This is a genomic window from Mycobacterium sp. IDUB_17 (assembly GCF_055419465.1).
Window position 1 is genome coordinate 271999 of the sequence record NZ_JBVAXS010000005.1, and the last position, 26994, is coordinate 298992.

The following is a 26994-nucleotide window of genomic DNA, read 5'->3' on the forward strand; positions in this document are numbered from 1 at the left end:
GTGACAACAGCAACCGTCCCCGACAGTGAGGCGACCCAGCGCATTGCGCTCGACGTCACAGGAATGTCGTGTGGGGCCTGCGCTGCCCGCGTGGAGAACAAACTCAACAAGGTCGACGGGGTACGCGCGTCAGTGAACTTCGCCACACGCGTCGCCACCGTGGAAGCCACCCCGGACGTCGGCGTCGAGCAGTTGTGCGCGGTGATCGAGCGGGCCGGATACCAGGCCGCCCCCCGCACCGAACGCTCCACGACCGACGTCGACCCCGATGCCGACCATGCCCGCAGCCTGCTCCGGCGCCTGGCGATCGCTGCCGTTTTGTTCATCCCGCTCGCCGATCTGTCGGTGATGTTTGCCGTGGTGCCCGACACCCGGTTCGCCGGGTGGCAGTGGGTGCTCACCGCGTTGGCGGCACCGATCGTCACGTGGGCCGCATGGCCGTTCCATCGCAGTGCGCTTCGCAATGCCCGGCACGGAACCTCAACCATGGAGACCTTGATCTCCATCGGCGTCACCGCCGCCACCGTGTGGTCCATGTACACGATCTTCTTCGACCACCAGACCTACCATGCTGCGGGCGTCTGGCAGGCGCTGCTGGGAAGCGATGCCATTTACCTCGAGGTTGCCGCGGGCGTAACGGTTTTCGTGCTCGCGGGCCGTTACTTCGAGGCGCGGGCCCGCTCGCGCGCCGGAGGAGCCCTGCGGGCACTTGCCGCGCTCGGTGCCAAGTCGGTGACGGTGCTGCTCGCCGACGGCAGCGAGCTCGTGCTGCCCGCGGACGAGCTCAAGGAAGGCCAGCGTTTCGTCGTTCGTCCCGGTGAGGCCATCGCGGCCGATGGTCTTGTGGTGAGCGGGGCGGCCGCAGTGGACGTCAGCGCGATGACCGGAGAGTCGAAACCGGTACAGACACAAGAAGGTTCGAGTGTCGTGGGCGGCACCGTCGTCCTCGACGGCCGCTTGATCGTCGAGGCCGCCGCGGTGGGACCGGACACCCGGTTCGCCGGGATGGTCCGCCTGGTCGAGCAGGCACAGGCCCAGAAGGCCGACGCGCAGAGGTTGGCCGACCGCATCGCCGCGGTGTTCGTGCCGTGTGTGCTCGTGATCGCCGCGGCCACCGCCATCGGTTGGCTGTTGGTCGACGGCGATGTCAACCGAGCGGTATCAGCTGCCCTGGCGGTCCTGGTGATCGCCTGCCCGTGCGCGCTGGGACTGGCGACCCCGACCGCGATGATGGTGGCCTCGGGGCGCGGCGCCCAGCTGGGCATCTTCCTCAAAGGCCATCGCGCCCTGGAAGCGATCCGCGCGGTCGACACCGTCGTGTTCGACAAAACCGGCACCCTGACCACCGGACAACCTCAGGTCATCACCGTCGCGGTGGCCGAGGGGTGGACCGAGGACGAGGTCCTCGGACATGCGGCAGCAGTCGAGTCGGCATCCGAACATCCCATGGCACACGCGATCGTCACTGCCCGCGCGGGTCGCGACGTCGCCCCGGTCGAGGACTTCCAGTCGTTCGCGGGCCACGGTGTGGCCGGCTCGGTGGACGGCATGGCCGTGGTCGTCGGACGTCCCGCCTGGGTAACCCGCGATCGGGTGGTACCTGCCAACCTTGCGGCTGCGCGCAAGACGGGCGAGTCGCAGGGCCAGACAGTCGTATTCGTCGCGCACGGCGATACCGTCTGCGGCGCCATCTGCATCGCCGACGCCGTCAAGGAGTCGGCGGCCGGTGCCATCGCACGCCTCCACGCGGAGGGCATGAAAACCATGCTCTTGACCGGTGACAATGCCGCGACGGCCGCCGCGATCGGGGCGGCCGTGGGCATCGATGATGTGGTCGCCGAGGTACTGCCCGAGGACAAGGTCGGCGCGATCGAGAAACTGCGAGATCAGGGCCGGGTGGTGGCCATGGTCGGCGACGGGATCAACGATGGTCCCGCTTTGGCCTGTGCCGACCTGGGCCTTGCCATCGGCCGGGGGACCGACGTCGCCATCGGCGCGGCCGACATCATCCTGGTCCGTGACAACCTCGATTCGGTCCCGCAGGCCCTGGGCCTGGCCCGCGCGACCATGCGGACCATCCGGGTCAACATGATCTGGGCCTTCGGCTATAACGTCGCGGCGATTCCGATCGCCGCGGCAGGCCTGCTCAACCCGTTGATCGCAGGTGGGGCGATGGCGGTGTCGTCATTCCTGGTCGTGTCGAACAGCCTGCGGTTGCGCAACTACGGCACGGTCCAACCGAATACCTTCAGCGATTCTCAATCGCCGGCGCCGGCGCGCATATCCGGCTGAGACGAATTCAGCGGGGCCAAGCAGACGCCCAGCCATGTTGCGGTCAGCGCTGCGGCGGTCACGGTGCCGAGTGCCGCCGGAAGCCAGGAGGCGGTGTGTGCGGTGTGATGCCACCAGAACGCCCCGGCGCCGTCAACGGTGGCCAGCGCTGACACGCAGGTCGCCATGCAGCACCATCGAAATCGACGACGCGCCAACGCGAATGCCGACATCGATGCCGCCAGGGCGAACAGGGCCAGTGCCACCAGTGATATCCACTGCCCACCACGAGTACCCGCAGAAGCAGCTTCGCCGCTCGCTCGCAATGCCACGGCCATCGCCGCCAGCGTCGTTGCCGTGGCCGCCAGGACACGGGCGCGCGCCGGGCTGATCCACACATCCTCGAACACCCGCCGTTCGATCGCCCTCAATTCGGTCTCGACCGCCGCAGCCATGTCTCCGGGCACGGGCACGTGTTGTGACTCATGCATGCGCGACACATCCTCTACATCTCGTAGTTCTGCCGATCGGTGACATCTGGGATCCAGGGACGGTCAGCCAATGTGTATCTCGATGGCCCTACCCATTGGTCGGTGGCACGACGAGATTAGTTCCGTTGCGGCCTGATCAGCAGGCACTGGGCGTAATCTCACATGCATGACCAGCAATGAAACAGCCGGATCGACGAAGTGCGACAACCCGAACTGTACGTGCGAAAACTGCACCTGCGGGAGCAACTGCACCTGCGGTTCCGACACCGCCGAATGACTTAGGAACCGGCTGCTGTCCGGGCCGGATCGGTACGACCGGGTGCAACTCAGCGCCGGGTGCGAGAAAGCTCGTGAAGCATCGCGTTGTAGGCGTCGAGTTCGTCGTCGTACCCGCGGTCGCTGTGGCGGTCCTCGCGGGCTCCGGCTCGGCGGTCCTGGCGTGCCCACTGGGCGACCAGGGCGACCACCACGATGATCACGGGTACCTCGCTCGATCCCCACGCGATGGCGCCGCCCAGGTGTTGGTCATCCGAGATGCTCTGCAGCCAGGGCAGATTGACGGATCGGTAGAAACTCTCCCCGAGGGATGAGGTCATCGTCATCGTGGCGATGCCGAAGAAGGCATGGAACGGCATCACGGCGAACAGCAGCCCGAGCCGCCCCAGGAAGGGGAGTCGCCGCGGCCCGGGGTCGATGCCGATGATTCCCCAGTAATACAGGTAGCCGGTCAGCAGGAAGTGCACCGTCATGAACTCGTGGCCCCAGTGATACCGGATCAAGGTGTCGAACAGGGGCGTGAAGTAGACGAGGTAGAGCGACCCGACGAACAAGACGAACGCCGTCACCGGGTGCGACAGGAATCGCGTCACAGGTGCATGCACGAACCACACCAGCCACTCGCGAGGCCCAGGTGCCGCACCTTTCGACGCGCTGGGCAGCACACGTAGGGCGAGCGTGACGGGTGCACCGAGGACCAGAAGCACCGGGACGAACATGTTCAGCGCCATGTGTTCACCCATGTGCACGCTGAACATCGCCGATCCGTAGGCACGTACGCCGGAACTCGTGGTGATCAGCAAGGCCGCGCAACCCAGGGTCCAGGCGATGGTGCGTCCGACCGGCCAGTGGTCACCGCGTCGCCGCAGACGCGCCGCGGCGACGAGATAGCCCAGTGCGAGCACGATGGCTGCCGTACCGATCAGCGGATCGAACCGCCATACGGTGATCAAGCTGACCGGACTCGGGGGTGCATCGAGTTGGTAGCCCAAAAAGACGTCCCACGTTGAGAACTCGTGCACCGTGAACCGGGGCGGCACACTGTTCGCGGCGAGCGCCACCGCGGCGGTGACGACGATCATCGCGGCCGCGGACACGGTGTTCGCCAGTCGCGACGGGGTGCGGCGCGTCAGCAGAAGTGCGCCGTCGCCCACCCACACCAGCATCAGCAGCACCCCGGCGACGAGCACGGCCAGCCCGTAGGTCGACCCCAGGATCGGCAACCCGCCCAACATCAGTGTGGCCAGGAGGGCGCCGTAGACGATGGTGACCGCCCCGCACGCCAGCTGCAGCACCTGGACCCGGCGTCGAACCACGACGTCGCGTAATCCGGCGGCGGCGATCTTGGTTCCGGCCCACACCGCGATCGCCACGGCGAAGACGATCACCGCGCTCGTGGCGATGTCATGGTCCGGACCCTGCCCGGCGTTGCCGGTGACAGGTACTGCGATCACCCCGATCAGGGCAGGCAGCAGCGCCACGCAGTGTCCGATCCAGCGGAGGGTGAATCGTATGCCGACGGCCAACACCAGCGCGCAGATCGCCGCCGCGCACCACCCCCGCGCGACCTCTGACGCCGCGATGGCGCTACCCAGGCCGGGACCGGCGACGAGCCGGTCGACGGGGAATCCCGCGTCAGCGGACGCAGAGACGACCACCATCGCGGTGGCGCAGCCGGCCCAGACGATCGCGGCGCGTTCGACCAGCAGATGCGCTGGAAAGGATCCCGCGTCGATTCGCCCGTCGTCACGCGGTGTTGCGGTCGTCACAATCCAGACAAGCGCTCCGGCGCAGACGGCACCGGCCAAGGTGGCGGCCCAGTGTCCGAGCAGTCGGGCGGCGCTGGTGAACGTTCCCGGGTCAGCGATCCCCGCGGCAGCCAGCCGTTGTGCGCCCAGCTGCAACGAACACATGACCAGCACCACGGCGCAACCCACGACGGTGCCGAACAGCGTCGAGCGTCCCCACCGCACGCTGGCCCCACCGGGCATCTGCACACGCGACATAGTCGAACCGGCCTTCCGCCGCGGAAACCAACGAAACGTCGCGGCCATGTGAGTCTACGACAACGTGTCGTAGTACTGATGGTGTGGGAACTTTGGTGCCGCCGCCTGCGACCAACGGAGGATGGCCGACGCTCGAAGACAGGACTTGGAATGATCGCCGATCTTGCGCTCCGGTGGGTTGTGACGATGTTGTTTGCCCTGAGTGCTGCCGAGTGCACCTACGCCTTGGTGCGCTCTCGTGGCCGTCTGACCGATGCGGTGAGCCAGGTGTTCCACCTGACAATGGCCGTCGCGATGTTGGTGATGGCCTGGCCGCGCGGTGCGGAGCTGCCGACAGTGGCCCCTATGTTCTTCTTCTTGGCCGCCGCCGTCTGGTTCGTGGCAGGCATCCTGCGCGCCGGCACGACCCAAAGCCGCCTGGACGACGGCTATCACGCCGCGATGATGCTGGCGATGGCCTGGATGTATGCCGCCATGAACGGCAATGTGCTTGCGCGCCCTACCGAAACGATGGCCGAGGGTGGCCACGACATGCATGCGATGCACACGACGGGACACCATGCCGGCGGCACGGCGATGGCCATGGAACCCATGTCGGTGCAGCCGCTCTGGATCCCGGCGATCAACTGGCTGTTGACGATCGGTTTCGTGATCGCCGCCGCTGTCTGGCTGTACCGCTACTTTGCGGCGCGTCAGCAGTCCGAAACGTCGCCGTTCTCGCATTTCGGCACGTTGTGCCGGGCGATGATGGCTGCCGGCATGGCGATCATGTTCGGCGTCATGTTGTAGCAGTTCAGGCGGCGGGGTCGTCGGCTGCGCGGAGATGACGACGGGTGGGCGTGGCCGGGCCCGATTCGTCATCCTCGCCGTGTGCCCGGGGAGACGGGTCCTGCGGGCGAGTTGCGCGCGACGCCAAGACAGAAAGGACCGCAGCCACAGCCACCGGCAGATGGCTCAGGATCCGGACCGGTGTCACCTGGCCGGCAATCGCATCCGACACCACGTAATAGGCGAGGAATCCGCAGTAGATCACCAGCACGCAGGCCAGACCCGGGGCGATGCGATGGCGGAAAGCCATTGCCACGGTCGCGATTCCGAGCGCCGCCGACCACGCAGTGGACTCGTTCAGCAGATGAGCTCCGCTGGCCGATCCGTGATGTGCGGCAACCATTCCGAAATTCATTCCGACGGCCTGGGCGACCGCCAAAACCACCTGGGCAACCCCGATGACGACGATTGCGACGGTCAGCAGCTGCCGGTTCAGCCAGTGCCCGAAGCCACCCAGCGTGCCTTTCCTGCGGTCGGGGCGTCCGTTCACCGCGCCCATCAACCCGGCGTTGGCCAGATCGCGCAGCTGCAGGGCCAGGGTTCCCGCCTTGTCGTACCAGGCGGCGCAGTCACGGCAATCGCGCAGATGTTCGTCGACGCGCGCAGAGGGGACCGGCTCACGCTCCCCGTCGAGGCGCGCCGAAAGCGCCTCTCGTGCTACCACGCAGTCCACCGGGCCATTGTCCCGCATTGACCTCGGCGATTGCACACCTGCTCGGCTCTGCGGCCGCAACCTTCGGAAATGCCGCTCAAACTGTCGGTGAGTAGGGCAGGTTGCTGCTGGTCTCCGGGTCGACGTGGACCGGCCTGCCGACATACGGGAAAGCGCGTTGCGGGCAGGTCGGCCGGTCGCAGATCCGGCAACCCGCGCCGATGGGCACCGTGGCTTCGGGATCGCCCAGATCGATGCCGACCGAATAAACCAGCTTGTCGGCGTGGCCGACATCGCAGCCGAGCCCGATGGCGAAACTCTTGGGCGTCCCCAGGTACCGGCTGGGGGTCGAGGTGGATGTCTTCGCGATCCAGAAGTAGCTGCGGCCGTCGGGCATCTGCGCCACCTGGGTGAGGAACTCGCCAGGGCGGGAGAACGCATGGTGCACCACCCACAGCGGGCAGTTCCCGCCTACCCGGGAGAAGTGAAACGCCGTGGCGGACTGACGTTTCGAGATGTTCCCCGCACTGTCGGTGCGGACGAAGATGAACGGTACTCCGCGCGCATCCGGGCGCTGCAGGGTAGACAGTCGATGACAGATGGTCTCGAATCCGACCTCGAAGCGACGGGCCAGCTGATCGATGTCGTACCGCAGGTTCTCGGCGGCGGACAGGAACATCCGGTAGGGGAGCAGGAGGGCGCCGGCGAAGTAGTTCGCGAGCCCGATGCGCGCCACATCCCTTGCCTCTGAGCTCAATTGGTCGTCGGTGGTGACGATGGTGCTGATCAGTTCGGAGTGCATCAGCAAGGCGATCTGGGTGGCGAGCTGAAATGCGCGCTGGCCGGGTAACAACCACCGCGCGACGTACAGCGTGCCGGCCTCGGGCAGGTACCGGCGTTTCATGCTGGGGCCCAGCACATCTCCGTCGTCCACGATCACCGAGATGCCGTACTCCGAGGACAGCAGCTCGGCCAGTTGCCGGTCGAGCCCGCCGATCTGTAGACGGTGGCGGGCGAAGAGGTCCTCGGCGGCGCGGTCGAGCGCGTCGACGTAATTGCGGCGGTCGTAGAAGAAGTCGCGGACCTCTTCGAACGGCATGGGTTGTTGCGCGCCGGCCTGCGCATCCAGGTTGGCCCGACCGTGCACGGCCTCAAGCTCCGCGGTGGCATCGTGCAGACGGCGATGCATGCTCACGAGGGTCTGGCCGACCTCCGGCATGCGGGCGACAAGCTCTTCGATCTGAGCGGTGGTGGCACCGTCGGCCAGGACTTCGCGGAGATCCGACACCAGTCGCGCGTCGGCATCGGGGGCGAAGTACTGGGTCGGCAGGTCGAAGCGATCGGACAGTGCCAACAACACCGGGACGGTGATCGGCCGCTGGTCGTTCTCGAGTTGGTTGACGTAGCTCGTCGACAGTCCCAGCGCACGCGCCAGCGCGACCTGCGTGAGGCCTCTCTCATCTCGTAGCCGCCTCAGGCGGGCACCCGCGAATGTTCTCGCCACCGCTGCCGAGGTTACGCCCATCCGCGTTCGCAACATTCGCAAATTTGCTTACCAAAGGACACAAAAATACGCATTTACAGGTGGTTTCCCTGGTGATCGCCGCTGCGTACCGTGCGGAACATGCTTGAACATGACGTCAGAACCCGGCGCAGCGCCGAGGACTTCCCGCGCAGCGAACACTTGGCCTGGAAGATCGCCACGATCGCCGCCGACCCGGTAGCCGTACCGCCCGAGACCGAGGCGATGGTGATCAACCGGATTATCGACAACGCCGCGGTGTCGGCAGCGTCGGTGATCCGCCGGCCGGTGACGGTGGCCCGTGCCCAGGCGCTCGCGCACAAGACACCGCGGGGTGCCACCGTGTTCGGCGTCGACGGCACGGTTTCGCCCGAATGGGCAGCCTGGGCCAACGGCGTCGCAGTCCGCGAACTGGACTTCCACGACACGTTCCTGGCCGCCGAATACTCCCACCCGGGTGACAACATCCCCGCGCTCGTCGCTGTGGCCCAGCAGCTCGGCGTGAACGGCGCTGACCTCATCCGCGGCATCGCCACCGCCTACGAGGTGCAGGTCGACCTGGTCAAGGGAATCTGCCTGCACCGACACAAGATCGATCATGTCGCCCACCTCGGGCCGTCGGTCGCCGCCGGTCTGGGCACCATGCTGCGCCTGGATCCCGAAACCATCTATGCCGCAATCGGTCAGGCGTTGCACCTGACCACCGCCACCCGCCAGTCGCGCAAGGGGCTGATCTCCAGCTGGAAGGCCTACGCGCCGGCGTGGGCGGGAAAGGTGGCCATCGAGGCCGTCGACCGGGCGATGCGCGGCGAGGGCTCTCCCGCCCCGATCTGGGAGGGCGAGGACGGTGTGATTGCCTGGCTGCTCGCCGGCCCCGAGCACACCTACCAGGTGCCGCTGCCCGGACCGGGCGAACCCAAACGCGCCATCCTGGACACCTACACCAAGGAACACTCGGCGGAGTACCAGAGCCAGGCGCCGATCGACCTGGCCCGGCGGATGCGCGAGCGCATCGGCGACCTCGACCAGATCGCCACGATCGTGCTGCACACCAGCAACCACACCCACGTCGTGATCGGTACCGGGTCCAACGATCCGCAGAAATTCGATCCCGATGCGTCCCGTGAAACGCTGGACCACTCGGTGATGTACATCTTCGCGGTCGCGTTGCAGGACGGCACCTGGCACCACGAGCGGTCCTATGCGCCGGAGCGGGCACACCGGCCCGACACCATCGAGTTGTGGCGCAAGATCTCCACAGTCGAGGATCCGGAATGGACCCGGCGCTACCACTCGAACGACCCGGCGGAGAAGGCGTTCGGCGCCAAGGCCGTCGTCACCCTCAAGAGCGGTGAGACGATCGTCGACGAACTCGCGGTGGCCGATGCTCACCCGCTGGGGGCGCGCCCGTTCGGGCGTGAGCAGTATGTCGCCAAGTTCGCCGAGCTGGCCGACGGTGTCGTCGAAGCCGAAGAGCAGCAACGGTTCCTGAGTGCGGTCGAGAACGTTTCGGCAACCAAGTCCGGTGGGCTCGGGGCACTCAACGTCCGGGTCGATCCGCGGGTGCTGGACAAGGCGCCGACGGTCCCCTCGGGGATCTTCAAGTGAGCGGGTTACTCGGCTCCGAGATCCCGGCATCAGAGAAGCGGCGAAAGTTCCGCCGCGGGTTGGAGTCCGGCCGGCTCCTGCGCTTCCCGGGCGCGTTCTCCCCGCTCGTGGCCAAGCTCGTTGCCGAGATCGGCTTCGACGGCGTCTACGTCTCAGGCGCGGTCCTGTCCGCGGACCTGGGTCTGCCGGACATCGGGTTGACCACGTTGACCGAGGTCGCGGGGCGCGGTGCCCAGATCGCCTCGGCCACAGATCTTCCGACGTTCATTGATGCCGATACCGGGTTCGGTGAACCGATGAGCGCAGCCCGTACTGTGACGGTGCTCGAAGATGCCGGCCTGGCCGGACTTCACCTGGAGGACCAGGTGAATCCCAAGCGGTGCGGACATCTCGACGGCAAGGCGGTGGTCGAGACGGCCGAGATGGTCAAGCGGCTGCGGGCCGCCGTCTCGGCGCGCCGGGATCCCGAATTCGTCATCTGTGCCCGTACCGATGCCGCGGGGATCGAGGGGATCTCCGCGGCCATCGACCGGGCCAAGGCCTACGCCGACGCCGGCGCGGATCTCATCTTCACCGAGGCACTACACACCCCTGCGGATTTCGAACAGTTCCGGGAGGCGGTGGACGTCCCATTGCTGGCCAACATGACCGAATTCGGAAAGTCCGAACTGCTGACGACCCGACAGTTGTCTGAGATCGGCTACAACGTGGTGATCTACCCGGTCACCACCCTGCGCCTGGCCATGCATGCCGTTGAGGTCGGTCTGCACGAAATGTCCTCGGCAGGTACGCAATCCGGCCTTCTCGATCAGATGCAACACCGAAGCCGGCTCTACGAACTCCTGCGTTACAACGACTACAACCAGTTCGACTCGGACATCTTCAATTTCTCGCTGCAAGGGGCGACGCCATGACCGTTACCGAGAACGACACAGCCAAACCGAGTATCCACAAAGGCCTGGCCGGGGTGGTGGTCGACACCACCGCCATCTCCAAGGTGGTGCCCGAGACCAACACGCTGACCTATCGCGGTTACCCCGTGCAGGACCTGGCCGCACACTGCAGCTTCGAGCAGGTCGCCTGCCTCCTGTGGCACGGTGAGCTGCCGACTGATCAGGAGCTGGCCCTGTTCACCCAGCGCGAGCGGGCCTCGCGTCGGATCGACCGGTCGATGCAGTCGCTGCTGGCCAAGCTGCCGGACAACTGCCATCCGATGGATGTGGTGCGTACCGCGATCAGCTACCTGGGCGCCGAGGACCCTGAGGAAGACGACAGCAGCCCCTCAGCCAACTTCGCCAAGTCGCTGCGGATGTTCGCGGTGCTGCCGACCATCGTCGCTGCCGATATGCGTCGGCGGCGCGGGCTGGAACCGATCGCGCCCCACAGCCACATGGGCTATTCGGAGAACTTCCTCAACATGTGCTTCGGCGAAGTACCGGACCCGGTGATCGTCAAAGCTTTCGAGCAGTCGATGGTGCTCTACGCCGAGCACAGCTTCAACGCGTCGACGTTCGCGGCGCGGGTTGTCACCTCGACCCAGTCCGATATCTACAGCGCCGTCACCGCCGCCATCGGGGCCCTGAAGGGCTCCTTGCACGGCGGCGCCAACGAAGTCGTCATGCACGACATGCTCGAGATCGGGTCGGCCGGCCGCGCCCCGGAATGGTTGCACGGCAAGCTGTCGCGCAAGGACAAGGTGATGGGCTTCGGTCACCGGGTCTACAAAAACGGTGACTCCCGCGTGCCCACCATGAAGGCCGCGCTGGCCAGTGTGTCCGAGGTTCGTGACGGACAGCGCTGGCTGGACATCTACAACGTGCTGGAGAGCGCGATGTTCGCGGCTACAAAGATCAAGCCGAACCTGGACTTTCCGACCGGCCCCGCCTATTACCTGATGGGATTCGACATCCCTTGCTTCACACCGATCTTCGTGATGAGCCGGATCACCGGCTGGACCGCACACATCATGGAGCAGGCCGCGTCGAACTCTCTGATCCGGCCGCTCAGTGATTACAGCGGGCATCCGCAACGGGCCTTGGCGTAGCACGCGGAAGCGTTGAAAGGAAACAGTGGTCGACAAGGTTCTGGTCGCCAACCGGGGAGAGATCGCCATCCGTGCATTCCGCGCGGCGTATGAACTCGGGCTCTCGACGGTTGCCGTCTATCCGCACGAGGACCGTAACTCTCAGCATCGGCTGAAGGCCGATGAGTCGTATCAGATAGGTGCCAAGGGCCATCCGGTCCGTGCCTATCTGTCGGTGGACGAGATCATCCGGGTGGCCCGGCACGCAGGCGCCGATGCGGTCTATCCGGGCTACGGGTTCCTTTCGGAGAATCCGGAACTGGCCAGGGCATGCGCGCAGGCGGGGATCACCTTTGTGGGGCCGTCGGCTGATGTGCTGGAGCTGACCGGGAACAAGGCCAGAGCCATTGCCGAGGCGCGCAAGGCGGGCCTGCCTGTGCTGGCATCGTCGGCTCCGTCGAGTTCGGTCGCAGAACTGCTGGCCGCAGCGGAATCGATGAGCTTCCCGGTGTTCGTGAAAGCTGTTGCCGGCGGCGGAGGCCGCGGGATGCGTCGCGTCAAAGACTCGGCCGACCTGCGGGAAGCGATCGAGGCCGCCAGTCGAGAAGCACAGTCCGCGTTCGGCGATCCCACGGTGTTCCTTGAGCAGGCGGTGATCAACCCGCGCCACATCGAGGTGCAGATTCTGGCGGACACCCAGGGCAACGTCATTCATCTTTTCGAACGCGACTGCAGCTTGCAGCGGCGCCATCAGAAGGTGATCGAGCTGGCGCCGGCACCGAATCTCGATCCGATTCTGCGGGAACGTATTTGCGCGGATGCGGTGGCCTTTGCCCGCCAGATCGGCTACACCTGCGCGGGCACGGTGGAGTTCCTGCTCGACGAACGCGGCGATCACGTGTTCATCGAAATGAACCCCAGGATCCAGGTGGAGCACACGGTGACCGAAGAGGTCACCGATGTCGACCTGGTATCGAGCCAGTTGCGGATCGCCGCCGGGGAATCCCTGTCCGATCTCGGACTCGCCCAGGACGCCCTACGTATCCGGGGTGCTGCCCTGCAGTGCAGGATCACGACCGAGGACCCGGCCAACGGGTTTCGCCCCGACACCGGTCGCATCACCGGGTATCGGTCACCGGGTGGTGCCGGCGTCCGCCTCGATGGCGGCACCAATCTCGGCGCCGAGGTGGGCGCATATTTCGATTCGATGCTGGTGAAGCTGACCTGCCGCGGCCGCGATTTCCCGACGGCTGTGGCCCGGGCGCGACGCGCCGTGGCGGAGTTCCGGATTCGCGGAGTGGCCACCAACATTCCTTTCCTGGCAGCGGTTCTGGACGATCCCGACTTCGTCGCCGGCCGGGTGACGACGTCGTACATCGAACAACGACCGCAGCTGCTCACCGCGCGCGGTAGTGCCGATCGTGGCACCCGCATCCTGAACTACCTGGCCGATGTGACGGTCAATCAGCCGCACGGCCCGCGGCCGTCTGCGGTCTATCCACGCGACAAGCTGCCCGCCTGTGATCTGAGCGTGCCTGCACCCCCTGGGTCCAAGCAGCGCCTGACGGAGTTGGGGCCGGAAGGCTTCGCCGCCTGGCTACACGACACCGACGCTGTCGGCGTCACCGACACCACCTTTCGCGATGCACATCAATCGCTGTTGGCTACCCGGGTGCGCACGAGCGGACTGCTACGTGTCGCCCCCTACATCGCGCGGATGATGCCGCAGTTGCTGTCCGTCGAATGCTGGGGCGGCGCGACCTACGACGTCTCACTACGATTCCTCAAGCAGGATCCGTGGGAGCGGTTGGCGGCGTTGCGCGAAGCGTTGCCCAACATCTGTCTGCAGATGTTGTTGCGGGGCCGGAACACGGTGGGCTACACGCCCTATCCGGAGACGGTGACGCGTGCGTTCGTGGAGGAAGCCACGGCGACTGGTGTTGATATCTTCCGGATCTTCGACGCGCTCAACAATGTGGATTCGATGCGTCCGGCCATCGACGCGGTCCGGCGTACCGGCACGACTGTCGCTGAAGTCGCGATGTCGTACACCGGTGACCTCTCCGACCCGGGCGAGAACCTTTACACCCTGGACTATTACCTGCGCTTGGCCGAGCAGATCGTCGACGCCGGAGCCCACGTGCTGGCGATCAAGGACATGGCCGGGCTGCTGCGGGCGCCGGCCGCCGCGACGTTGGTGTCTGCCCTGAAGTCACGGTTCGACCTTCCAGTCCACGTGCATACCCACGACACTCCCGGCGGCCAACTGGCCACCTATGTCGCGGCGTGGAATGCCGGAGCCGATGCCGTCGACGGTGCCGCAGCGCCGTTGGCCGGCACCACAAGTCAGCCTTCGCTGTCATCAATCGTGGCCGCTGCCGCACACAGCCGATTCGACACCGGTGTGTCGCTGGATGCGGTCTGCGACCTTGAGCCGTACTGGGAGGCATTGCGCCGCGTCTACGCGCCCTTTGATGTTGCGGCGTCGGGTCCTTCGTTCCCGACGGGGCGCGTCTACACCCATCAGATCCCCGGCGGCCAGCTGAGCAATCTGCGCCAGCAGGCCATCGCATTGGGACTGGGTGACCGGTTCGAAGACATTGAGGCGAATTACGCTGCCGCTGACCGGATGTTGGGTCGGTTGGTGAAGGTCACGCCGTCGAGCAAAGTGGTGGGCGACCTCGCACTGGCCTTCGTCGGAGCGGGTGTGGGTGCCGAGGAATTCGCCGCGGACCCGGCTCGCTACGACATTCCGGACAGCGCGATCGGCTTTCTGCGTGGTGAACTCGGAGACCCTCCGGGCGGGTGGCCGGAGCCTCTGCGCACCAAGGCGCTCGATGGTCGGGGCCCGGCCAAACCTGTACCAGATTTGTCCGCTGAGGATGAAACCTTGTTGGCCGCACCGGGGCCCAAGCGGCAGGCGGCGCTCAACCGGTTGTTGTTCCCCGGGCCCACCGCGGAGTTCGAAGCTCATCGCGACGAGTACGGTGACACCTCACGATTGAGCGCCAATCAGTTCTTCTACGGTCTGCGCCACGGCGAAGAACACCGGGTCAAACTGGATCCCGGGGTCGAATTGTTGATCGGGCTCGAGGCGATCTCCGAAGCCGACGAGCGCGGCATGCGCACCGTGATGTGCATCCTCAACGGGCAACTGAGGCCGATCGTGGTGCGCGACCGCAGCATCGCCGGCGAGGTCCCGGTTGCCGAGAAGGCCGACCGGACCAATGTCGCCCATGTCGGTGCTCCCTTCGCTGGTGTGGTTTCAGTCAACGTTGTTGAGGGCCAGGTCGTCGAAGCCGGCCAGTCGATCGCGACGATCGAGGCGATGAAGATGGAGGCGGCCATCACCGCGCCCGCATCTGGAACCGTCACCAGGATCGCGGTCGCGCGGACTGCTCAGGTGGAGGGCAATGACCTCCTCGTCGTCGTCAGTTAGTGCGCTGACCAATTCGGCCCTGTGCGGCCAGAGAATCTGCAGCCGCAATTGGAGGTATTCGTGTCCCTGAACACCGTCGCGCTTGAGTTGGTGCCGCCCAATGTCGATCGCGGAGCAGGTTACGCGGTGGAGGAAGCGCAGAAGGTGGCGCGGCTGGCCACGGAATGCGGTGTAGCAGGACGGCTCGGCCACGTCATGATCCCGGCGATGATCGCCGAGGATGGTGACCGCCCCATAGAGATGAAGCCCAAGATGGACGTCCTCGACTACTGGCGGGCCATCCGAACCGAGCTTCCGGGCGTGCGTGGCCTGTGCACGCAGGTCACGTCGTTCTCCGAAGAAGCGGTGCTGCGCGATCGGCTGACCGATTTGAGCGCGGCGGGTTTCGACGGCGTGATCTTCGTCGGTGTACCGCGCACGATGAGCGACGGCGAAGGTGACGGCGTCGCACCGGCTGACGCGTTGTCCAAATTCGACGGTCTCGTCGAGAACCGCGGGGTGATCCTGATCCCGACCCGCGATGCCGAGCAGAGTCGCTTCACCTTCAAATGCGACAAGGGCGCCACGTTCGCCATGACGCAGCTGCTGTACTCGGATGCGGTGGTCGGGTTTCTGCAGCAGTTCGCCCTGGAGAGCGACCACAGGCCAGAGGTTCTGCTGTCGTTCGGTTTCGTGCCGAAGATGGAGAACAGGGTCGGCCTCATCGATTGGCTGATCCAGGACCCCGGCAATGACGTTGTTGCACAGGAGCAGGCATTCGTCAGATCCCTGGCCGCTGGTGAGCCCGCCGTGAAACGGCGGCAATTGGTTGATCTCTACAAGAGGGTGATCGACGGGGTGGCCGACCTGGGGTTTCCGCTGAGCCTGCATTTCGAAGCGCCCTATGGCGCCTCCCGGCCGGCGTTCGAGGCATTCGTCGAGATGCTGGCGTACTGGTCACCGAAACAGGCGTCCTGATCGGACCGCGATGAACGCACGGTCCAAACCCGGAAAGATGAAAGTGATGGGGGTCCTGAACGCCACTCCCGACTCCTTCTGGGTCGACAGCAGATTCGATGTCACCGCATTGGCGATCGCGGCGGGGCGAAGGATGTTCGAAGCCGGGGCGTGGGCGGTGGACGTGGGTGGGGAATCCACTCGCCCGGGGGCCACACCAGTGTCGATCGACGAAGAGCGCGACCGCGTGCTTCCGGTCGTCGCTGCACTTGCCCAGCTGGGCACGGTGTCCGTGGACACGCGCAATCGAGAGCTGGCCGAAGAGGCGGTACTGGCCGGTGCCGGCATCATCAATGACGTCTCGGGCAAGCTCTACGACGTTGCGGGTCGGCTCGGTGTCGGGTACGTGAGCATGCACGCCCACACAGTTCCCGTCCTCGCGAGCGGATTCCCGGAGTACGAGGATGTGGTCGGCGAGGTGACATGTTCCGTCACCGGCGTCGCGCAGACGGCTGCTGCCGGCGGCGCCGCTCCGGTGTGGATCGATCCAGGCATCGGATTCGGCAAATCGCCTCGGCACAACCTCGAATTGCTGCGCCGGCTTCCGGAGCTCTGCAGTCACGGGTTTCCGGTGCTGCTCGGGGTGAGCCGAAAATCTTTCGTCGGCAACGTCACTGGACGCGCAGTGGACGGACGCCTGGCGGGATCGCTGGCCGTTGTCGCGCCCGCGTGGTCGGCGGGTGTCGATGTCATCCGAGTTCATGATGTCGTCGAGACGTTGGACACCATCGCAATGTTGCAGGCGATCTGGGGCTGACCGCACAGCCTGGAATTGGCTGAGATGCTGTGCTGGTGGAGAAAGTCGACCACAACCTGCCGATGTTCTCCGCCGTGGCGTTCGCCGGCAGCGTCCACCAGCAGCATGGCGGCTCTCGGTGCCAAGGTCGAGGGCCGGCGCCTGGCCGGCCAGTGCGTCACCGTTGCTGATTATCTGGAAAAGCCTGTTGTTCAGCATGTTTAAAGTTCGCTTCGAAAAATTGACGGTGACTGCCAGCCCGATCGAGGGCCGGCGCACGCGCTCAAAGGGACGCCCCACCGCCGGAGAAGTTTTGGTTAGTCTCACCTCGCTGGTCTAAGGAGGCTGCGGGTCTGGGCGTGGCGCGCACACGTATGTGGCGCCCCCGATCAGCGCCGGAGACAGGGGGATGGGCATTTGACGTGTGATGAAGTGCTGCAGCACAGCGCAACTGGTGATGTGCATTCTCGAACGCAGCGCGGCTCCACGGCCGAATCTCCGATGCGGCCCGCTGGATATCCGCCGGACTGCCCCGTGCTTCCTCGAGAACTCAAGAACGTTTCCGACGCTGTACGGCGCACCCCGGCTCCTCCAGTTCCGCAACTGTTGCGGCCGAGCGCGATTCGGGTCGCCACCGACGACGACGCGACCCTGATCGCCGAGTGGATGAATCGGCCGCACCTGGCCGAGGCCTGGGAATATGACTGGCCGATCGAGCGCTGGCGCAATCATCTGAAAGCGCAGGTCGAGGGCGACTATTCACTACCGCTCATCCTGAGCATCCGTGGGGTGGACCGTGGCTACCTCGAAATCTACCGTGCCGCCAAAGATTCCATCGCCGATCGGTACGACAGTGAGCCGCACGATCTGGGGCTGCACGGCGCGATTGCCGACGAGGAATTGGTAAACCGGGGGCTCGGCCCGATGCTGCTGCCCAAAATCGTCGCAAGCGTCCTGGCCGCCGATCCCGACTGTGATCGGATCATGTTCGACCCGGATCACCGCAACGCAACGGTTCGGGGGTTGTGTGAGTTCGCCGGGTGCCGGTTCCTCGGCGAGCACGAGATGTCCAACCGCAGGATGGCGCTCTACCAACTCGACCGGGACACTGCCCGGAAATGGATGGCTTGACACCAGACTGTTCAATCCGGCTGCCCGACAGTCGGTTCCAAATCAATTGATCCGTACCGTAAACGAAAGGTGAGGCTTGGTCTCATCGACCAGCCGGATACTCACATATGACCGATACCAATTCATCGACATCGCCCGTTGTGACCGACGGGCTGGTCTCCGTCCTGCGTGACGATCTCGAACTCCCATGTAAATCACTCAGTGCCAGTACACGTCTCGTCGATGACCTCGGGATGGACTCGGTGTCGTTCGCGGTGGGCCTGGTGACCATCGAGGAGAAGTTCGGTGTGCAGCTCAGCGAGGAAGACCTCATCACCTGCCGGACCGTCGGCGATCTGCAGTCGGTGATCGACCGCAGGAGCGCAGCATGAACCCGCTCGCAGGAGCCCTGCGGGAGGCAATGGTCGGCTCACCGCACGACCTGGTGGTCCTGGATCGCGAGACCGATACCTGGCAGCGGCGTCCGTGGCCCGAGGTGCACGGAATCGCCGAGAGTATTGCGGCCTACCTGCTGGGCCGGGACCAACCCGGTGCGGTAGGACTGGTGGGCGAACCGACGGTGGAATTGATTGCCGCCATTCAGGGTTCATGGCTGGCGGGTGCCGGGGTGTCTATCCTTCCGCGTCCCCAGCGCGGCGCCGAACCGTCGGAGTGGGCGCACGCGACGTTGTCCCGATTCAGTAGCATCGGCGTGACCACGGTGTTCAGCTACGGCGCCACCCTGCAGCTGCTCCGGGATGCGGGGTCTTCGCTGGCGGTGCGTGACATCGCCGATGCGGCACGCACATCCACGTCCGGGAACCTGCAGTACCCCGACCATGCTGACGTGGCCATCCTGCAGGGAACGGCCGGATCCACCGGTACTCCGCGCACCGCGGTGCTGGCACCGGAGGCCGTGCTGAACAACATTCTGGCGGTCACCCGGCGATTGTCCCTGGGCCACAACGATGTCGGGTGTTCGTGGTTGCCGATCTACCACGACATGGGCCTGGCGATGGTGTTGACATCGACGATGTCGGGCGGGTCATTGTGGCTGGCGCCGACGGGCGCGTTCTCGGCCGCGCCACTGCGGTGGGCCGATTGGCTCTCCGAATCCGGCGCCACCCTCACCGCCGGGCCGAATTTCGGCTACTCGGTGCTCGGACGATTCGCCAATCGCGTATCCGATGTCGATCTGGGCGCGCTGCGGATCGCGATCAACGGGGGAGAGCCCGTCGACTGTGCCGGTGTCGATCGGTTCGCCGTCGGAATGAGCAGGTTCGGTTTCGATGCTGCAGCGATTGCGCCCGCCTACGGGATGGCCGAGTCGACGTGCGCGGTGACGATCCCCGCACCCGGGGAAGGCCTGCGCATCGACATCCCGGACGCTGCGGACACCGCCCGCCGCTACGCCTTGCTGGGTCGTCCGGTGCCGGGCATGGAGATTCGCATCGTCCCTTCTGCGCATGACGAATCCGGTACGGCCGGCGAAGTCGAGATCCGCGGCTCGTCGATGATGACGTCGTACCTGGGGGATGCACCCGTCGACGCGGGCAGCAACGGCACGTGGTTCCCGACGGGCGACATCGGCTACCTGGTCGACGACGCGCTGGTGATCTGCGGGCGCTCGAAAGAGATCATCACGATCGCCGGACGCAACATCTTCCCCACCGAGATCGAGCAGGTTGTCGGCGAGGTGGACGGCGTCCGAGAGGGGGCCGTCGTCGCGGTCGGTACGGCATCTGGCGCCGCGCAATCGCGACTGCTGGTGGCAGCGGAGTTCATCGGGACCGAGCAGGACACCACTCGCAGCGCCGTGATCCGGCGGGTCGTGTCGGTGTGCGGTGTCACGCCTGCCGACGTCGTGCTCATGTCGCCGGGATCGCTGCCACGCACATCGTCAGGGAAACTCCGGCGACTCGAGGTCCGTCGCCAACTGGAGTCGGCGCGGTAGCCGTCAGGTCCGCGCGATGAGTTTTACCCTCGTCCCGAGTCCAAACAGCATCCATTGGTGACCGATCGGGAGAGAACACGTGGCCCAGCTGCTCAAAGTCCAGAACTTCAACGTCTCCGGCGACGGATTCGGCGCCGGAGAGAACCAGAGCTTCGAGCGCCCGTTCGGCCACGCCGACCCCGGGACGATGTTCGCCTGGGCCGGCGCCACGGCAAGTTGGCCCAACCGCACCGAGCCCGGCGGCAGTCGGGGCCTCGATGACTACCTCACCCGGGATTTCCACAACAACATCGGCGCGGAGATCATGGGCCGTAACAAGTTCAGTCCCTACCGTGGCGCCTGGGAAGATCACGACTGGCAGGGCTGGTGGGGCGACGAGCCGCCGTTCCACACCCCAGTCTTCGTTCTTACCCACCATGAGCGTCCGTCGTTCACTTTGTCCGACACCACGTTCCACTTCATCGACGCCGATCCGGCGACCGCGCTGGAGCAGGCCCGGGCCGCGGCGCAGGGCAAGGATGTGCGGTTGGGCGGGGGAGCGAGCACCATCCGGGAGTTCCTGGACGCCGACCTGGTCGACACCCTGCATGTGGCGGTGTCGCCGGTCGAGTTGGGCAGCGGGACTCGGCTCTGGGGATCACCAGATGAGTTGAACGACCGTTTTCACCACGACGTGGTACCCAGCCCCGGCGGCGCGGTCACTCATCATCTGTTCTGGCGTCGCTGAGCCCGCTTGAGCACGGTGAGTGCGTACCTCAATCGCGGGTACGCACCCCGCGCTCGAAGGTGCGGATGACGGCGGGGGCGGCCGCGTGCTGCGGCATGAGGCCGTTCTTGGAGTCCTGGCAGGCCCACATGACCAGACCGTAGAGCGCGTGTTCGAGCCATTGTGTGCTCGATTCCGGATCGAACACACCTTCGGCCTGGCCGCGTTCGATCAGACTGGTGAGATAGCTGTTGTCGGGCACCGCCTCGGGTGGCAGGCCGCGAATAACGGTGGGGTCGTCGAAGAGAAACAGGAGCCGGTTACCGACCGAGATCATGGCGTTGATGACGCGCCGCATCGCCTCGATCGCGCAGCCGTCCTCAGGCGCGGCAGCGGCCACGGCGTTGGTCAGGACCTGCACCGAGTCGATAATTGTGGCGTTGATCAGGCATTCCCGGTCGGGAAAGTAACGGTGCACCGTGGTGCGGCCGACCCCGGCCGCCTTCGCGATATCGGGCAACGTCGCGGTCCGGTCGTCAGCTAGGACTGCGGCGGCGGCCTCGATGATCGCACCACGGGTGCGCGACTGGGTGGCCGAGAGCTCGCCTGTGCTCATGCGTCGATGGTATCGACGCGGGTCACGACATTCTCGCCACCGGTATCGGTGTTGTCCGATCAGAGAGGAAACGCGCTGGACGCTGGCGCACGGGCAGCGGCCACCAGAACCAGCGGCCGAGGATCGCGGCAATCGTCGGTGTCATCAGCGAGCGAACGACGAGGGTGTCGAACAACAGACCCAGGCCGATGGTCGTGCCGCCCTGCCCGATCGCAATCAGATCGCTCGTGGCCATCGACGCCATCGTGAATGCGAACACCAGGCCGGCCGCGGTGACCACGCCGCCGGTGGCGCCCATGGCCCGGATGATGCCCGTGTTGATGCCCGCGCCGATCTCTTCCTTCATCCGCGAGACCACCAGCAGGTTGTAGTCCGATCCGACCGCCAGCAGGATGATGACCGAGAACGCCAATGTCATCCAGTGCAGATCGATCCCGAGCAGGTACTGCCACACCAGGACCGACAGGCCGAACGATGCGGCCAGGGACAGGATCACGGTGCCGACGATGACGAACGACGCGATCAGGGCGCGGGTGATCAACAGCATCACGATGAAGATCAACGTGATCGCGCCGCAGGCTGAGATCAGCAGATCCCACTGGGCGCCCACCTGGATGTCCTTGTAGGTGGCCGCGGTGCCGCCGAGATAGATCTTGGCGTCGGCCAGCGGCGTCGTCTTGATCGCCTCCCGGGCCGTCTTCAAGATCGGGTCGACATGCGAAATACCCTCGGAGGTAGCCGGATCCACGTCGTGGGTGATGATGAACTGCGCGGCCTGACCGTCCGGCGACACCATCAGCGCCAACCCGCGCTTGAAGTCCGGGTTGTCGAACGCCTCGGGTGGCAGATAGAACGAGTCGTCGTTGCGGGCGTCGTCGAACGCCTGCCCCATCACCGACGCCGTGTCGGTCATCTTGGCGATCTGGTCGACGAGCCCGTTGAACGTGCTGAACATCGTTTTCATCGTGCCCTGCATGGACTTCGAGATGGCGATCATCGGTGGCAGTTGCGCCACCAACTGCGGCATCAGCTGATCCATCTCGTTCATGTTCTTCACCGAATCCGAGAGGGTTTCGGTCATGGTGTCGATGCCGTCGAGCCCGTCGAACAACGAGCGCATGGATTGGCACATCGGGATGTCGTAGCAGTGCGGTTCCCAGTACAGATAGTTCCGCATCGGCCGCATGAAATCGTCGAAATCAGCCATGTGATCCCGCATTTCGTTGGTACTCGCCTGCATGTCGTTCATGCTGGCGGTCAGTTCGTGGGTGATGCCGGTCATCCGGTTCATCAGGCCCAGCATGTTCTCCATGATCGTGATCATCCGGCCGAGATCGTCGGTGAGCGTATTCATGTCGCCCATGCGTTCCCGCAGGAACTGCAGGTTCTCGGTCATCGACACCGATTGCATGCTCACCTGGAACGGCACGGAGCTGTGCGCGATGGGGCGGCCCAGTGGACGGGTGATGCTCTGCACGCGCGCGACACCGGGTACGCGGATCAGCTCGCGGGCGATCTTGTCCAGCACGATCATGTCGGCAGGGTTGCGCAGGTCGCGGCCCGCATCCACCAGCAGGAGGTCGGGGTTCATCCGCGCGGCGGTGAAATGTCGCTCGGCAGCTGCGTATCCGACGTTGGACGGCAGATCCTTGGGGATGTAGAGCCGCTCGTTGTAGGAGGTCTTGTAGCCGGGCAGAGCCAGGAGTCCGACTAGTGCCACCGCGATGGCCGCCGCCAGGATCGGAACGGGCCAGCGCACCACCGAGGTGCCGAGCCTGCGCCAACCGCGAGAGCGGATCTCGCGCTTGGCGTCGAGCAAGCCGAACCGACTGCCCACAGCCAGCATTGCCGGCGCAAGTGTGAGCGAGGCCAGCACCACCACGGACATGCCGATGGCGCTCGGGATACCCATGGAGCTGAAGTAGTTCAACCGGGTGAAGTGAAGGCACAGCATGGCGCCGGCGACCGTGAGGCCGGAGCCGAGGATGACATGCCCGACACCGTGGAATGCGGTGTAATAGGCGTCCTCTCGTTCCTGACCTTTCTGTCGCGCTTCCTGATATCGGCCGACGAGGAAGATCGCGTAATCGGTTCCGGCCGCGATGGCCAACGAGGTCAGCAGGCTCACCGAGAACGTCGACAGGCCGAGCAGGCCGGCGTGGCCGATGGCCGCCACGACTCCGCGGGCCGCCGACATCTCCAGCAGCACCACGATGAGCATCAACAACATCGTGGCGATCGACCGGTAGACGACGATCAGCATCACCGCGATCACGGCGATCGTGACGAAGGTGATCTTGATCATGCTCTTGTCGCCGGCTTCGTTCATGTCCGTGGTGAGCGGACCTTGGCCGGTGACATAGGCTTTCACGCCTGCGGGCGGATTCGATTCCTCGATGATCTTGCGGACCGCGCCGACCGATTCGTTGGCCAGCGTCTCGCCCTGGTTGCCTGCGAGGTTGACCTGAACGTAGGCGGCCTTGCCGTCGGTGCTCTGGGATCCCGCCGCGGTGATCAGGTCGCCCCAGTAATTCTGAACGTGCTGAACGTGTTTGGTATCGGCCTGCAGCGTGCGGACCAGTTCGTCGTAGTAGTGATGAGCCTCGGTACCCAGCGGCTGGTCGCCCTCGAGCACGACCATGGCGATCGTGTCGGAGTCGAATTGATCGAAGCGCTCGCCGATCTTCTTCATCGCCACCAGTGCCGGTGCGTCCTGGGGTGACAGTGAGACGGCGTGCTCGTGCCCGACGACCTCGAGTTGGGGGACGAGCGCGTTCAGGACGACGACGAGCACGACCCACGCCAGGATGATCGGGATCGCGGCGACGCGGATGACGCGGGCGATGCCCTTGTGTTCAGGGGTAGCGGCGACCGTGCTGATGCGCGATCCGCCTTCGGCTCCTCGGTGGTTACCCATCAGGCGGCCTTGTCCAAGCAGAAGGCCTGGGCGTCGTGCTGGTTCACGGTCTGCTCGTCTCGGACTTCGCCGTTGACGACGATCCGGCAGCTGATCACTTCGCTATCTCCTTGGGCAACCACATTGGCGAACACCGTCGGCAGGGTGGTGACAACCTCGTGCCGCCACGGCAGCGAGCTGAAACTCTCGGTGTGGGGTTGGGCGTCGGCATCCAGAAAGCTGACGTGCCCGCTGGTGCCACTCGGCCCGTCGATCTCGTAGACGACGCGCTTCGGGTTGAACTCCACGATGTCGTCGCCGGCGGACTGTCCCGGGTCGGTGTTGATGTGAGTGCCGAAGATCCCGTGCATCCGGTTCATTGCCAACCCGCTGACGGCAAGGGCAGCCACCAGCACCATGGGAATCCAGAAGCGTTTGGCGAGCCGAAATAGCGTAGCCACGGCAAAATCCACCTCTCCGGTTCGGCGCATGCCGACGGAAGCCCCATCCGACCGCGTTTTGATCGGCTGAACGTAACAGGCCTTTAGTGGATGCTCAACGTTCCATTAAGGGATATTGAGATACCTCACAGTTGTTTGCGAACTGGAATTTTTTAGTGACCTACGCGGTGAGCAGACGCAGCGGGGATCCCGTGCAGTAGGCCGCGATGTCCTCGACGATGTCGCGGTAGAAGATCGTCATCACGCCCTCGGTGACGTAGCCGAGGTGCGGGGTCAGCAAGGTGTTGGGCAGGGTGGCCAACGGATGCCCCGGGGGAAGAGGCTCCTGTCGATAGACATCCAGCGCTGCGCCACGAATCTGCTTGCCGCGCAGGGCTTGCACGAGCGCATCCTCGTCGATGAGGCCACCGCGCGAGGTGTTCACCAGGATCGCCGAAGGTTTCATCGCGGCCAGCTCGGCGGCGCCGATCAGGCCACGTGTGCTCTCGGCGAGCACCATGTGCAGCGATACGACATCGGCGTCGGCGAACAATGCCTCCCGCTCGACCCGGACGACGCCGGCCTTGGCCGCACGCTCGTCAGTGAGGTTGGGGCTCCACGCGATCACGTTCATGCCGAACGCCTTGCCGATCGTGGCGACCCGGCTGCCGATCCGGCCCACCCCGACCAGCCCCAGGGTCGCTCCATGCAGGTCGCTGCCGATGGTGCTCTGCCACAGCCCGTTACGGATGCGCTGATCCTCGAGGACGAGGTGTCGCTGCAGCCCCAGGATCAGTGCCCAGGTGTGTTCGACCGTCGGGGTGATCGCTCCGCCGGTGCCCGACACGGTGATGCCGAGGCGGTGCGCGGCGGCCACGTCGATCGCGGCGTTGAACGGTCCCGTTGTCACGAGGAGCTTCAGATCGGGCAGTTGGCCGAGCAGCGCAGCGTCGATCGGGGTGCGTTCCCGCATCGCGACGACGACCTCGCAGCCGGCCAGCGACTCGACCAGGGCCGTACCCGGCGCGATGTGCTCGCGTAGTGCCATGATCTGGGCGGGGCGGGGGATCGGTGACCAGTCGACGGTGTCGGCGATTCCCTGGTAGTCGTCGAGGACGGCGATGCGCAGCGGTGCGGTCATCGATCAGTAGGCGTTCGGATCGTTCTGCACCGCGAGGGGTACCGGATGCTGGTAGAGCTGAGATGCGTTCTCCCAGGTGATCTTCCGGATCACCTCGGAGGGCAGGCCCTGGATCTGTTCGTGAATGGTGTGCTGGGTGTGCGGCCACGTCGAGTCGCAGTGCGGGTAGTCGGCTTCGAGCAGGATGTTGCCGGTGCCGATCCGTTCGTGCTGCACGAACGAGGACTGGTCCTCGACCGCGCAGAACCAGAAGTTCCTGGTGAACACCTCGGCGGGGGAGAGGCTCTCGCCCATAGCCTTCCAGGTTCCGTACATCTGGTGGTAGCTCAGCATGTGGTCCAGTCGATCCAGTAGGCCTGCCACCCAGCCGATTCCGCCTTCGGACAGACAGATCTTGAGGTCCGGGTACCGGCTGGGCAGGCCGGAGTACAGCCAGTCGACCGCCGCGGTGATGGCGTAGGCGAAGAACAGCACACCCTGAACGTCCGGCGGGGCGTCGTCGGTGGTGGACGGCGCCGAGCCCGAGGATCCGATGTGCAGGTTGACCACGGTGCCCGTCTCGGCACACGCCGCCATCATCGGCTCCCAGTAACCGGAGTGGATGGTCGGCAGCCCGAGCATGGCGGGGTTCTCGCTGAATGTCACGGCGTGGAAACCGCGTTCGGCGTTCTCGTAGATCATCTGGGCGCCGACCTCGGGGTCCAGCAGCCACGGCAGCTGGCACGGGATGATCCGGCCAGGGTAGGCGCCGGCCCACGCTTCGAGGTGCCAGTCGTTCCAGGCCCGCACCGAGGCCATCGCGAGCTCCCGATCTCTGGTCACCTGTTGGAGCCGCTGGCCGGCGAATCCGGGGAGGAACGACGGGAAGTTGAGCGACGCGTACACACCGTTGAGATCCATGTCCTTGACGCGTTCGTGAATGTCCCAGGCGCCGCGGCGCATTTCGTCGAATCGCGCCGGCTCGAAACCGTATTCGGAGACCGGGCGGCCGACCACGGCGTTGAAGCCGACGTTGGGCAGCGATTGCCCGTCGTACATCCAGGTCTGCCCGCCGTTCTCGGTGTCGACGACCTTCGGGGCACGGTCAGCGAACTTGCGAGGCACCCGGCCGGTGAACGTGTCCGGTGGCTCGACGATGTGATCGTCGACCGAGATCACGGTGTAGAGACGTTCGGCCCGCTGCGGTTCGGGCAGAAACGTGACCGTGCGTTCGGCGCCCTTGTGCGCGGTGGTGAAGTCGAGATTGCCGGCGAGTTCGTCGATGGACTTCATGGGCCAGTCTC

The 26994-nt window shown here is 65.4% G+C and carries 20 protein-coding genes and 1 pseudogene; 12 read left to right on the forward strand and 9 right to left on the reverse strand.

Annotation, left to right across the window (positions count from 1 at the left end):
• Positions 1–2292 carry a heavy metal translocating P-type ATPase gene (locus tag ACZYZ7_RS22210; RefSeq protein ID WP_463741822.1) on the forward strand — a complete coding sequence of 764 codons (2292 nt, stop codon included), beginning with the start codon at positions 1–3 and terminating at the stop codon, positions 2290–2292.
• Here the strand turns inward: ACZYZ7_RS22210 and ACZYZ7_RS22215 are convergent.
• Both ACZYZ7_RS22215 and ACZYZ7_RS22220 read right to left on the reverse strand, forming a co-directional pair.
• Complete coding sequence (locus ACZYZ7_RS22215) at positions 2259–2762, reverse strand: hypothetical protein (protein WP_135456515.1); 504 nt, start codon at positions 2760–2762, stop codon at positions 2259–2261. The two genes, ACZYZ7_RS22210 and ACZYZ7_RS22215, sit on opposite strands and share 34 nt — an antisense overlap.
• Positions 2763–3088: 326 nt before the next feature.
• Positions 3089–5044, reverse strand: coding sequence for a cytochrome c oxidase assembly protein (locus ACZYZ7_RS22220; protein ID WP_450072761.1), 1956 nt, complete (start codon positions 5042–5044; stop codon positions 3089–3091).
• Positions 5045–5194: 150 nt separating this feature from the next.
• On the opposite strand from ACZYZ7_RS22220, the gene ACZYZ7_RS22225 reads away from it, so the two are divergent.
• Positions 5195–5833, forward strand: a complete 639-nt coding sequence (locus ACZYZ7_RS22225; protein WP_450072805.1) for a DUF5134 domain-containing protein — start codon at positions 5195–5197, stop codon at positions 5831–5833.
• Positions 5834–5837: 4 nt separating this feature from the next.
• Here the strand turns inward: ACZYZ7_RS22225 and ACZYZ7_RS22230 are convergent, their stop codons facing one another.
• Both ACZYZ7_RS22230 and ACZYZ7_RS22235 read right to left on the reverse strand, forming a co-directional pair.
• Positions 5838–6545, reverse strand: coding sequence for a zf-HC2 domain-containing protein (locus ACZYZ7_RS22230; RefSeq protein WP_463741823.1), 708 nt, complete (start codon positions 6543–6545; stop codon positions 5838–5840).
• Positions 6546–6621: 76 nt separating this feature from the next.
• On the reverse strand, positions 6622–8064 hold the full coding sequence (locus ACZYZ7_RS22235) for a short-chain fatty acyl-CoA regulator family protein (RefSeq protein WP_463741824.1): 1443 nt from the start codon (positions 8062–8064) through the stop codon (positions 6622–6624).
• Between the two features lie 84 nt (positions 8065–8148).
• Between ACZYZ7_RS22235 and prpD the strand changes: the two genes are divergently transcribed.
• From prpD to ACZYZ7_RS22285, 10 genes and pseudogenes are all read left to right on the forward strand, one after another.
• A complete protein-coding gene (gene prpD / locus ACZYZ7_RS22240; RefSeq protein ID WP_463741825.1) occupies positions 8149–9654 on the forward strand; it encodes a 2-methylcitrate dehydratase PrpD in 1506 nt (501 codons plus the stop codon).
• Positions 9651–10568, forward strand: a complete 918-nt coding sequence (gene prpB / locus ACZYZ7_RS22245; RefSeq protein ID WP_463741826.1) for a methylisocitrate lyase — start codon at positions 9651–9653, stop codon at positions 10566–10568. The genes prpD and prpB overlap by 4 nt, the downstream gene beginning before the upstream one ends.
• A complete protein-coding gene (locus tag ACZYZ7_RS22250) occupies positions 10565–11698 on the forward strand; it encodes a bifunctional 2-methylcitrate synthase/citrate synthase (RefSeq protein ID WP_463741827.1) in 1134 nt (377 codons plus the stop codon). The genes prpB and ACZYZ7_RS22250 overlap by 4 nt, the downstream gene beginning before the upstream one ends.
• A 25-nt stretch (positions 11699–11723) precedes the next feature.
• Positions 11724–15116, forward strand: coding sequence for a pyruvate carboxylase (locus ACZYZ7_RS22255; protein ID WP_463741828.1), 3393 nt, complete (start codon positions 11724–11726; stop codon positions 15114–15116).
• A 66-nt stretch (positions 15117–15182) separates the two neighbouring features.
• Positions 15183–16073 carry a mycobacterial-type methylenetetrahydrofolate reductase gene (locus ACZYZ7_RS22260; protein WP_463741943.1) on the forward strand — a complete coding sequence of 297 codons (891 nt, stop codon included), beginning with the start codon at positions 15183–15185 and terminating at the stop codon, positions 16071–16073.
• A gap of 46 nt (positions 16074–16119) precedes the next feature.
• On the forward strand, positions 16120–16869 hold the full coding sequence (gene folP, locus ACZYZ7_RS22265; protein WP_463741829.1) for a dihydropteroate synthase: 750 nt from the start codon (positions 16120–16122) through the stop codon (positions 16867–16869).
• A 480-nt stretch (positions 16870–17349) separates the two neighbouring features.
• Positions 17350–17979, forward strand: coding sequence for a GNAT family N-acetyltransferase (locus ACZYZ7_RS22270; protein WP_463741830.1), 630 nt, complete (start codon positions 17350–17352; stop codon positions 17977–17979).
• 101 nt (positions 17980–18080) lie between these two features.
• Positions 18081–18350, forward strand: a pseudogene (locus tag ACZYZ7_RS22275) (acyl carrier protein); the annotation flags it as partial.
• A complete protein-coding gene (mbtM, locus tag ACZYZ7_RS22280; protein WP_463741831.1) occupies positions 18347–19912 on the forward strand; it encodes a long-chain-fatty acid--ACP ligase MbtM in 1566 nt (521 codons plus the stop codon). The pseudogene ACZYZ7_RS22275 and the gene mbtM, both read left to right, overlap by 4 nt.
• Positions 19913–19991: 79 nt before the next feature.
• The gene (locus tag ACZYZ7_RS22285) at positions 19992–20639 is read left to right on the forward strand and encodes a dihydrofolate reductase family protein (protein WP_463741832.1); all 648 of its coding nucleotides are present in this window, start codon (positions 19992–19994) and stop codon (positions 20637–20639) included.
• Positions 20640–20667: 28 nt separating this feature from the next.
• Here ACZYZ7_RS22285 and ACZYZ7_RS22290 read toward each other — a convergent pair whose 3' ends face one another.
• The 5 genes from ACZYZ7_RS22290 to ACZYZ7_RS22310 form a co-directional block, all read right to left on the reverse strand.
• Positions 20668–21234 carry a TetR/AcrR family transcriptional regulator gene (locus tag ACZYZ7_RS22290; protein ID WP_463741833.1) on the reverse strand — a complete coding sequence of 189 codons (567 nt, stop codon included), beginning with the start codon at positions 21232–21234 and terminating at the stop codon, positions 20668–20670.
• Positions 21235–21256: 22 nt separating this feature from the next.
• The gene (locus tag ACZYZ7_RS22295; protein ID WP_463741834.1) at positions 21257–24151 is read right to left on the reverse strand and encodes an MMPL/RND family transporter; all 2895 of its coding nucleotides are present in this window, start codon (positions 24149–24151) and stop codon (positions 21257–21259) included.
• Positions 24151–24591 carry an MmpS family transport accessory protein gene (locus ACZYZ7_RS22300; protein ID WP_450072749.1) on the reverse strand — a complete coding sequence of 147 codons (441 nt, stop codon included), beginning with the start codon at positions 24589–24591 and terminating at the stop codon, positions 24151–24153. Before ACZYZ7_RS22300 ends, ACZYZ7_RS22295 begins: the two co-directional genes overlap by 1 nt.
• 160 nt (positions 24592–24751) lie before the next feature.
• Positions 24752–25711 carry a D-2-hydroxyacid dehydrogenase family protein gene (locus ACZYZ7_RS22305; RefSeq protein ID WP_463741835.1) on the reverse strand — a complete coding sequence of 320 codons (960 nt, stop codon included), beginning with the start codon at positions 25709–25711 and terminating at the stop codon, positions 24752–24754.
• A gap of 3 nt (positions 25712–25714) precedes the next feature.
• Complete coding sequence (locus ACZYZ7_RS22310; RefSeq protein WP_463741836.1) at positions 25715–26983, reverse strand: amidohydrolase family protein; 1269 nt, start codon at positions 26981–26983, stop codon at positions 25715–25717.
• Positions 26984–26994 lie beyond the last annotated feature (11 nt).

What these genes read in the sequence shown, in the direction of transcription:
- ACZYZ7_RS22215 (WP_135456515.1), bottom strand. Translation starts at nt 2,762, where the DNA reads ATGCATGAGTCACAACACGTGCCCGTGCCCGGAGACATGGCTGCGGCG.
- ACZYZ7_RS22220 (WP_450072761.1), bottom strand. Translation starts at nt 5,044, where the DNA reads ATGTCGCGTGTGCAGATGCCCGGTGGGGCCAGCGTGCGGTGGGGACGC.
- ACZYZ7_RS22225 (WP_450072805.1), top strand. Translation starts at nt 5,195, where the DNA reads ATGATCGCCGATCTTGCGCTCCGGTGGGTTGTGACGATGTTGTTTGCC.
- ACZYZ7_RS22235 (WP_463741824.1), bottom strand. Translation starts at nt 8,064, where the DNA reads ATGTTGCGAACGCGGATGGGCGTAACCTCGGCAGCGGTGGCGAGAACA.
- prpD (WP_463741825.1), top strand. Translation starts at nt 8,149, where the DNA reads ATGCTTGAACATGACGTCAGAACCCGGCGCAGCGCCGAGGACTTCCCG.
- ACZYZ7_RS22250 (WP_463741827.1), top strand. Translation starts at nt 10,565, where the DNA reads ATGACCGTTACCGAGAACGACACAGCCAAACCGAGTATCCACAAAGGC.
- folP (WP_463741829.1), top strand. Translation starts at nt 16,120, where the DNA reads ATGGGGGTCCTGAACGCCACTCCCGACTCCTTCTGGGTCGACAGCAGA.
- ACZYZ7_RS22270 (WP_463741830.1), top strand. Translation starts at nt 17,350, where the DNA reads ATGCGGCCCGCTGGATATCCGCCGGACTGCCCCGTGCTTCCTCGAGAA.
- mbtM (WP_463741831.1), top strand. Translation starts at nt 18,347, where the DNA reads ATGAACCCGCTCGCAGGAGCCCTGCGGGAGGCAATGGTCGGCTCACCG.
- ACZYZ7_RS22290 (WP_463741833.1), bottom strand. Translation starts at nt 21,234, where the DNA reads ATGAGCACAGGCGAGCTCTCGGCCACCCAGTCGCGCACCCGTGGTGCG.
- ACZYZ7_RS22295 (WP_463741834.1), bottom strand. Translation starts at nt 24,151, where the DNA reads ATGGGTAACCACCGAGGAGCCGAAGGCGGATCGCGCATCAGCACGGTC.
- ACZYZ7_RS22305 (WP_463741835.1), bottom strand. Translation starts at nt 25,711, where the DNA reads ATGACCGCACCGCTGCGCATCGCCGTCCTCGACGACTACCAGGGAATC.
- ACZYZ7_RS22310 (WP_463741836.1), bottom strand. Translation starts at nt 26,983, where the DNA reads ATGAAGTCCATCGACGAACTCGCCGGCAATCTCGACTTCACCACCGCG.